The sequence below is a fragment of the Superficieibacter sp. genome (assembly GCF_032071645.1).
Classification (GTDB): Bacteria; Pseudomonadota; Gammaproteobacteria; order Enterobacterales; family Enterobacteriaceae; genus Superficieibacter.
The window spans coordinates 25725-35114 of the sequence record NZ_DAMAPU010000024.1 but is presented as its reverse complement, the minus strand read 5'-3'; the positions used below and the strand labels follow the sequence as shown (position 1 = coordinate 35114).

At 59.5% G+C, this 9390-nt stretch carries 6 protein-coding genes; 2 read left to right on the top strand and 4 right to left on the bottom strand.

From position 1 onward, the window contains the following. Positions 1–131: 131 nt before the first annotated feature. The 4 genes from hypF to RT197_RS21570 form a co-directional block, all read right to left on the bottom strand. Entirely contained in the window at positions 132–2366 is a 2235-nt protein-coding gene (gene hypF / locus RT197_RS21585) for a carbamoyltransferase HypF (protein ID WP_312953274.1), read from the bottom strand. 10 nt (positions 2367–2376) lie between these two features. Then, positions 2377–4527: a formate dehydrogenase subunit alpha gene (gene fdhF / locus RT197_RS21580; RefSeq protein WP_312953273.1), complete on the bottom strand. Its 2151-nt coding sequence runs from the start codon at positions 4525–4527 to the stop codon at positions 2377–2379. A 36-nt stretch (positions 4528–4563) separates the two neighbouring features. Further along, positions 4564–5109: an electron transport protein HydN gene (gene hydN, locus RT197_RS21575; RefSeq protein WP_312953272.1), complete on the bottom strand. Its 546-nt coding sequence runs from the start codon at positions 5107–5109 to the stop codon at positions 4564–4566. 135 nt (positions 5110–5244) lie between these two features. Further along, positions 5245–6258 (bottom strand): LacI family DNA-binding transcriptional regulator, encoded by a 1014-nt coding sequence (locus tag RT197_RS21570; protein ID WP_312953275.1) that lies wholly within the window; start codon positions 6256–6258, stop codon positions 5245–5247. Between the two features lie 244 nt (positions 6259–6502). Between RT197_RS21570 and ascF the strand changes: the two genes are divergently transcribed. Both ascF and RT197_RS21560 read left to right on the top strand, forming a co-directional pair. Then, on the top strand, positions 6503–7951 hold the full coding sequence (gene ascF, locus RT197_RS21565; RefSeq protein WP_312953271.1) for a PTS cellobiose/arbutin/salicin transporter subunit IIBC: 1449 nt from the start codon (positions 6503–6505) through the stop codon (positions 7949–7951). Continuing rightward, positions 7948–9369 (top strand): 6-phospho-beta-glucosidase, encoded by a 1422-nt coding sequence (locus RT197_RS21560; RefSeq protein ID WP_312953269.1) that lies wholly within the window; start codon positions 7948–7950, stop codon positions 9367–9369. The genes ascF and RT197_RS21560 overlap by 4 nt, the downstream gene beginning before the upstream one ends. The last annotated feature ends 21 nt before the right edge of the window (positions 9370–9390 follow it).

Genomic DNA, 9390 nt, shown 5'->3' with positions numbered 1-9390 from the left:
TCTCCCCGGCCCTCTCCCTCGAGGGAGAGGGGGAAAACCGTCCCCGGACCTCACCGTGAACCCGGACTGTCCCCTCTCCCTGGGGGAGAGGGGGGAACGTACATACACCAAATCCACCGCTTTTCAGCCCCTCAGCCTTCCAGGGGGAGCAGACGCGCGGCGGCCACCACCGCTTGCCCGAACGCTATCCCGCCGTCGCCAGCCGGAAGCTGCTGCGGGAAAAGCAGCGTGAAGTCCGCCAGATAATGCCGGAAACGCGAAACCAGCAGGCGGTTGTGCATCACGCCGCCGCTAAAAACCAGAGTATTAATCCCGCGCGCCCGCGCCTGGCTGCGCATCAGCGAGGCGAATCCGGCGGCCAGCGCGTCGTGGAAAGCCCAGGCGCGCCGGGCGGGGGTAGCCTGCCAGTTCAGCCACTGCGTCCAGAAGGTCGCCAGATCCAGTTCAGCGCCATTAACCGGCATCGTCACCGGATGTCCAACCCCGTTACAGCCCGCCGCCAGCGCTTCCAGCGCGCAGGCGGCTTCGCCTTCATAGCTTAGCGTGACCGGCGCGCAATCCAGCGCCGCAGCCACCGCATCAAACAAGCGCCCGCAGGACGACGCCCGCGGCGCGTTGATCCCGCGTGCTACTGCCCGCGCCAGCAGCGGCCAGTTCTGGCGTTGCAGCGCCGCCGTTTCCGGGTAGCGCTGCCAATCCGGGATAAAAGCCAGACACTGCGCCAGCAGGTTTCGCCACGGCTGACGTGCCGCCAGGTCGCCGCCGGGCAGCGCGACGGCAGGCAGGCCGCCGAGACGTTCACATTCGCGGTAGCTGACGCGCAGGCACTCGCCGCCCCACAGCGCGCCGTTGTCCCCCATCCCGATGCCGTCGAGCGTCAGGGCAATAACCTCTCCGCCATCCAGCGGCCAGCCGTGCTCTGCCAGACAGGCGGCGGCGTGGGCGTGGTGGTGCAGGACGCTTTCAGCGGGAAGATCCATCCCGCTCGCCCACTGGCGGGAAACGTAGCCAGGATGGGCGTCGTGGACGATGCGTTGCGGCACGAAGTCATAGATGTTTTGCATCAGGCGCAGCGCTTCGCGCCACTGCGCTTCGGTGCCGTCGTCGCTGAGATCGCCAAGATGCTGGCTTAGCACCGCCTGCTCGCCGCGCATCAGACAAAAGGTATTTTTAAGATCGGCCCCCAGGCACAGAACCGGTGGAAGGTTGTGAAAGCCCGGCGGCAGCGGCAGCGCGTCCGGCACGTAGCCGCGCGCGCGGCGCAGCATTTCCCCGTTCTGGCGCACGACCGAATCATCCATCCGCTGCACGATATCGCGGTTGTGCAGCAGGAAACCGTCGGCGATATCCGCCAGATCCGCCAGCGCCTGCGCGTTGGTGATAGCAGGCGGTCTGCCGCTGAGATTGCCGGAAGTCATCACCAGCGGACGGTTGAGCGCCTGCATCAGCAGATGATGCAACGGCGTGGCGGGCAGCATGACGCCGACGTCGTTCAGCCCCGGCGCGATTTGCGCGCAGAGATCCGCCACGCAGGATTTATCCACCAGCACAATCGGTGCCGCTGGGGTAGTTAACAGCGCGTAAGCCTGCGTCGGTAACGCCCCCGCTCCCGGCAGCATCACCGCCAGCGGTTTTGTCGGGCGGCGTTTACGCGCGCGCAGTTCCGCGACCGCCGCCGGGTTGCGGGCATCGCAGGCGAGATGAAAACCGCCCAGCCCTTTAATGGCGACGATCCCGCCGGACGCCAGCAGGCTCACCGCCGCCTGTAGCGCCGCTTCTTTGCTGGCGGTGTCTGCGCCGCGCTGCCAGCGCAGTTCCGGCCCGCACGTTTCGCAGGCGACGGGCTGGGCGTGAAAACGTCGGTCGGCGGGATCGCCATATTCGGCATGACAGCGGGGACATAACGGAAAATCCGCCATTACCGTTAACGGACGGTCGTAAGGCATGGCGTGAATGATGGTGAACCGGGGTCCACAATGGGTACAGTTAATAAACGGATAGCGGTAGCGCCGCTCGCGCGGATCGTTCATTTCGGCGAGGCACGCCGGACAGGTAGCGGCGTCGGGCACAATTTGAGTGCTCATACTTCCCGCCGCGCTCTGGCGGATGGTGAAATCCTGTGGGACGATCTCCCAGCGCATCGCCCGGAGATCGGTACTATCAATGCGAGCCAGCGGCGGACAATGCGCCAGCAAATGGGCGACAACGCCGTCGCCGTCGCCCAACAGCCGAATTTCAACGCCCGCACCGTCGTTACAGACATCGCCCAGCAGATGCAGTTGCTGCGCCATCTGCCAGACAAAGGGGCGGAAGCCCACCCCCTGCACTTTCCCGCAGATGCGGATGCGGACGCCGTTGTCGCTCATTGTCTTCCTGTTACTCCGCCACGGCCTCGCGCAGCCGTCCTTTCATATTGCGATAGGTGGTATCCACATACTCTTCCGCCTGCCGTTGATCTGCAATGGCGACCACTCGCACCGCGCAATATTTGGTCTCTGGCGTTTTGGAGATCGGATCGAGGTTATCCTGGGTCAGTTCGTTACAGGCACCAATCCACCACTGATAAGTCATATACACGCTGCCTTTGTTAATACGCTCGCTGACGCTGGCACGCGAGATGACTTTTCCCCGGCGCGATTCCACCCACACCAGTTGCCCGTCCTTCACGCCGAGCGCGTCGGCGTTATGCGGGTTGATCTGCACGAAGCCCGGCTCGTCGGCCAGCGTTTGCAGCGCGGCGCAGTTACCGGTCATTGAGCGGCAGGAGTAGTGCCCGACTTCACGCACAGTACACAGCACCAGCGGCCAGGTTTCATCCGGGCGTTCGGCAGGCGCGCGCCACTGGGCGGCAAAAAGATGCCCTTTGCCATCCGGCGTGGAGAACGTGTTGCCTTCGTAAAGGAACGGGGTGCCGGGGTGATCCAGCGTCGGACACGGCCATTGTACGTGCCCCATATCGCCCATTTTCTCATACGTCACGCCGTAGAACAGCGGGCAAAGCTCGCGCATTTCGTCCCAGATTTGCTGGTTATTGTCGTAATGCATCGGGTAGCCCATTTCGCTGGCCAGCAGGCTGATAATTTCCCAGTCGCGCTTGACGTTGTACTTCGGCTCGATGGCTTTTTCAAAACGCTGGAAGCCGCGATCCGCACAGGTGAAGACGCCGCCGTGCTCGCCCCAGGAAGTGGCGGGCAGCAGGACGTCAGCCTGCTCGGCGGTTTTGGTCATAAAGATGTCCTGCACCACCACAAAATCGAGCGCTTCAAAACCTTTGCGCACCAGCCCTAAATCCGCTTCGGTTTGCAGCGGATCTTCGCCCATGATGTAGTAGGCCTTGACCTTACCTTCCAGCGCCAGATGCGGCACTTCGGTGATCCGCACGCCAACTTTGTCGTCCATCTGATTAACGTCAATTCCCCAGGCGTCGGCAAATTTCGCCCGCACCTGCGGATCGACCACATCCTGATAGCCGGGGAACTGATTGGGGATCACGCCCATGTCGCACGCGCCCTGGACGTTGTTCTGACCGCGCACCGGACCAACGCCGACGTGCTCGCGCCCCAGATTACCGGTCATCAGCGCAAGGCTCGCCAGCCCTTTCACCACGTCAACCGCCTGCCCGAACTGGGTCACGCCCATGCCCCACATAATGGTGGCGGACGGCGCGGCGGCATAGGTCCGCATCGCCTGACGAATTTGCTGCGCAGAGACGCCGGTCAGGTGCTCCACCGCTTCCGGCGCATAATCTTTCACCACGTCGCGATAGGCATCCAGCCCGGTGGTATAGCGCGCAACGTATTCTTTATCGTAGAGATTTTCTTCCAGCAGCACGTAAGCGAAGGCATTCACCAGCGCCATGTTGCAGCCGTTGTTGATTTGCAGATGCTGATCGGCAATGCGCGCGGTTTCAATCCGACGCGGATCGCAGACGATAATCTTCGCCCCGTTCTGTTTCGCTTTGATCACCCGGCGCGCCACGATGGGGTGCGAATCGGCGCAGTTGTAGCCAAAAACCAGCAGGCAGCGGGAGTTTTCGATATCCTCAATCGAGTTGCTCATCGCGCCGTTACCGAGCGCTTCCTGCAACCCGGCCACCGACGGACCGTGGCACACGCGCGCGCAGCAGTCGACGTTATTGGTGTGCAGCACCCCACGGGCGAATTTCTGCATCACATAGTTCGTTTCGTTACCTGTCCCGCGCGATGAGCCGGTGGTCATAATGGCACGCGGCCCGAATTGCGCTTTGATCTCGCCGAGGCGTCTGGCGGTGTAGCGAATGGCTTCATCCCAGCTTACCGGCGTCAGCTTGCCGCCTTTTTGATAGCGGATCATCGGCTGCGTCAGGCGCGGCGTCAGCAGTTTGGTGTCGTTAAGAAAATCCCAACCGTAGTAGCCCTTCAGGCAGAGTTCGTTCTGGTTCGTTTTTCCATCTGCCGCTTCGGCGCGGATAATGCGATCGTTTTCGACCACCAGCTTCAACTTACAGCCAGCACCACAATAAGGACATACGCTCGTAATTTTTTTCATCAGTAACAGACCTGTTAAAAGTGAAAGGGATGAAATTTAAAATATCAGGGAAGTTGCCGCGTCCAGCGCCGTGCGACGGCGTTTTTCGGCGCTTAACTGCTCAAGTTTGTTACGGTCAACGCACACCAGCGCGTGAGTCGGACAGGCGGCCATGCACGCCGGACCCTCTTCGCGGTGGTGGCAGAGATCGCACTTATTCGCTTCGGCTTTCTCGGCGCGCACGTTCAGCGCGCTGCCGCTGTTGCGGATCACCGGGCGCATCACGACTTCCATTGCGCCGTAAGGGCAGGCAACCACGCAGGTTTTACAGCCGATGCAGCGTTCCTGCATCACATGCACAAAGCCGTTATCACGGCTGATTGCGCCGTTCGGGCAGACGTTGGCGCAGGGCGCATCTTCGCACTGACGGCACAGCGTCGCGGTTGAAACATTCACCCCTTTAATCACGTGAATACGCGGCAGGAAGTTTTGCGGCGTCAGCGACGCGCAGTCCTGATCCTGCTGATGGGACACGGCACAGGCCACCTCGCAGGTGCGACAACCAATGCATTTGCTCGCGTCAGCAATGATGAAACGGTTCATCAAACTCTCCAGTAATGGCGGATAACGCGCAGGAGTATGCATAATCCGCGCCAACTATTACTGCGTTGATATATAAAGGAATTTAAAAACGAGACCGCTGTCATCGACAGAAGTGACGATGACAGCTGACGAGGATCAGCCGTGCGGACCCCGGGTGATGGAGTCGCGAATGATAAGCTCGCCGGGAAAGGTTTGTTGGTAGTTAAATTCGCCGCCGTCGAGCATAAAAATCAGGCGGCTGATGGTTTCTTTAATCATCTCCGTCACCGGAACTTTTACGCTGGAAAGCGCGGGGATCAGCCACGGAGCCAGCGCGGAGTCATCGAATCCCAGCACGGAAACCTGATGCGGAACGCGAAGGCCATGCTGATGGAGCTGCTTCATGGCCCCGGTCGCCATGTCGTCATTGCTGGCGACCAGCGCCGAGAACGGCACATTGCGGGCAACGAGCGTTTCCACCCCCGCTGCGCCGGATGCCGGGGTCCATTTCCCTTCCACAATCAGTTCTTCGCGCACCGGGATGCGGCGCTGCGCCAGCGCCTCTTTATACCCCGCCAGACGTTCAATGCCCGTGGGCGAATCCAGCGAGCCGGTAATGAACGCGATATCGCGATGGCCGAGCTCGAGAAGCTGCGCCACGGCGCTGACGCTGGAGGCTTTTTGATCGGACCAGACGCAGTGGCTGGTGTTGCGCCGCAGACGGCGGTTAATCACCATAATTGGCTGCGAATGACTCTCGATAATTGCGTCCATTTCTTCGACGCTCAGAAAACGCGGGTAGATAATAATCGCGTCACAGCGCAGATCGAGCAAATACTCTATGGCTTCCCGCTCGTCCTGGGCGCTGTGCTTGCCGTCGGCGAGGATCAGCCTGCGCCCCTTGTCTTCGGTCATCCGCGCTGCGTGAAACAGCAATTCGCTAAAATAGACGCCGTGATAAAGGGTATTGGTGACCACCAGCCCCAGCGTCTGGGTGGATTTGGTCGCCAGATTGCGCGCCAGTAAATTAAGGCGGTAGCCGCTCTCTTCGATCGCCTGGTACACGCGCTCTTTCGTTTCCTGGCTCACGTAGCCATTGCCCGACAGCACCCGCGAAACCGTGGCCTTCGACACGCCCGCTCGCTTCGCTACCTCCAGCATCGTTGCCATGTTTTTCATCCTCTGAACCTGATGAGCAGCAGTGTACTTCAGCCCCTGCGCTTTTACAGCATCCTGTTGCGACCGCGCCGGGAAGCAAAGTGATCTGAATCACGATTCTGAATACGCAAAAATTTAGATCTTGCCCACCAGCTTCAAACTCATCATTCTTTTGTGAAACCGGTTTCCTATACAAAGTTTCATCAATGCATCGCGCTGATGAATTTATTTATTGATAAAACAGGATACAGATCCGATGGCAAAGAACTATGCCCCGCTGGCCCACTCCGTGGTCTCCGCGCTGGGCGGAGCGGATAACATTGCCGCAGTGACCCACTGCATGACCCGCCTGCGCTTTGTAGTAAAAGACGACAGCCTGATTGACAGCGCGACCCTGAAAAGCATCAGCGGTGTGCTCGGCGTGGTGCGCAACGACGCGCAGTGTCAGGTGATTATTGGCAATACCGTTTCTCAGGCATATCGCGAAGTGGTGAGCCTGCTGCCGGAAAACATGCAGCCGGTGGAGCCGACGGGCAAGCAGCCACTGACGCTTAAGCGCATCGGCGCGGGCATTCTCGACGCGCTGATCGGCACCATGTCGCCGCTGATCCCGGCGATCATCGGCGGTTCAATGGTCAAGCTGCTGGCGATGATCCTCGAAATGACCGGCGTGCTGAGTAAAGGCTCGCCCACGCTTAGCATTCTGACGGTCATTGGCGACGGCGCATTCTTCTTCCTGCCGCTGATGGTCGCCGCCTCTGCGGCACTCAAATTCAAAACCAATCTTTCCCTGGCGATTGCCATCGCGGGCGTGCTGGTTCACCCGGCGTTTATCGAGTTAATGGCGAAGGCCGCGCAGGGGGAACAGGTGGAATTTGCGCTGATCCCGGTGACGGCGGTGAAATATACCTATACGGTGATCCCGGCGCTGGTGATGACCTGGTGCCTGTCGTATATCGAACGCTGGGTGGATCGCATCACGCCAGCGGTGACAAAAAACTTCCTGAAGCCAATGCTGATCGTCCTGATTGCCGCCCCGCTGGCGATCCTGCTGATTGGCCCGATTGGTATCTGGATCGGTAGCGGCATCTCCGCGCTGGTTTACACTATTCATGGCTATCTGGGCTGGCTATCGGTGGCGATTATGGGCGCGCTGTGGCCGCTACTGGTGATGACCGGGATGCACCGTGTGTTTACCCCGACCATCATTCAGACCATCGCCGAAACGGGTAAAGAAGGCATGGTCATGCCGTCAGAAATTGGCGCAAACCTGTCGCTTGGCGGCTCGTCGCTGGCGGTGGCGTGGAAGACTAAAAACCCGGAACTGCGCCAGACAGCGCTGGCTGCGGCCGCCTCGGCGATTATGGCGGGCATTTCTGAACCGGCGCTGTACGGCGTGGCGGTACGCCTTAAGCGTCCGCTGATTGCCAGCCTGATCAGCGGCTTTGTCTGCGGCGCGGTGGCGGGCATCGCCGGGCTGGCCAGCCATTCGATGGCAGCTCCCGGCCTGTTCACCAGCGTCCAGTTTTTCGACCCGGCCCGGCCAATGACCATTTTCTGGGTATTCGGCGTCATGGCGCTGGCGGTGGTGCTGTCATTTATCCTCACCCTGATGCTGGGCTTTGAGGATATTCCGGTTGAAGAAGCGCGCCGCACAGAGGCGGAGCCAGTCAAACACATGGATACTGAACGAGGTACTGCATGAAATTCCCGGACACTTTTTTATGGGGCGGCGCGCTTGCCGCTAATCAGTCTGAAGGCGCGTATCTGGAAGGCGGTAAAGGGTTGACCACCGTCGATATGATCCCGCACGGCGCAAACCGCCTGGCGGTCAAGCTGGGTCAGCAAAAACGCTTTTCCCTGCGCGACGATGAATACTATCCGAGCCACGAGGCGATTGATTTTTATCATCGCTATAAAGAAGACATCGCGCTGATGGCGGAGATGGGCTTTACCGTCTTTCGCACCTCCATTGCCTGGAGCCGCCTCTATCCGAACGGCGATGAACCCTTACCGAATGAAGAAGGCATCGCGTTTTATCGCGCGGTATTTGCCGAGTGCAAAAAGTACAATATTGAGCCGCTGGTGACGCTGTGCCATTTCGATGTGCCGATGCATCTGGTGACGGAATACGGATCGTGGCGCAACCGCAAAATGGTTGAGTTTTTTGCCCGCTATGCGCGGACCTGTTTTGAAGCCTTTGACGGTCTGGTGAAATACTGGCTGACCTTTAATGAAATTAACATCATGCTGCACAGCCCCTTCTCCGGCGCGGGTCTGGTGTTTGAAGAGGGTGAAAACCAGGAGCAGGTGAAATACCAGGCCGCGCATCATGAGCTGGTGGCGAGCGCGCTGGCAACCAAAATCGCCCATGAGGTGAACCCGCAGAATCAGGTCGGCTGTATGCTGGCGGGCGGTAATTTTTATCCTTACTCCTGCAAGCCGGAAGATGTGTGGATGGCGCTGCAAAAAGATCGGGAAAACCTGTTTTTCATCGACGTTCAGGCGCGCGGCGCGTATCCGGCCTACGCCGCCCGCACGTTCCGTGAAAAAGGCATCACCATTGTAAAAGATGTCGGCGATGACGAACTGCTGAAAAATACTGTCGATTTCGTCTCCTTCAGCTATTACGCCTCGCGCTGCGCCTCCGCAGACATGAACGCGCAAAACACCAATGCCGCGAATATCGTTAAATCGCTGCGTAATCCGCATATTCAGGTCAGCGAATGGGGCTGGGGAATCGACCCGCTGGGCCTGCGCATTACCATGAATATGATGTATGACCGCTATCAGAAGCCGCTGTTTCTGGTTGAGAACGGCCTCGGCGCGCATGACGAAATCAACGCCGACGGAGAAATCAACGATGACTATCGCATCAGCTATCTGCGTGAGCACATCCGCGCGATGGGCGAAGCGATTGCCGACGGTATTCCGGTGATCGGCTACACCACCTGGGGCTGTATTGACCTGGTGGCGGCCTCAACCGGCGAGATGAGCAAGCGTTACGGCTTTGTGTACGTTGACCGCGATGACGCGGGCCACGGCACGCTGGATCGTAAACGGAAAAAATCGTTCTGGTGGTACAAGAAAGTGATTGCCAGTAACGGGGCGGATCTGGATTAAGCTTTCCTTTCAGACAGCGCC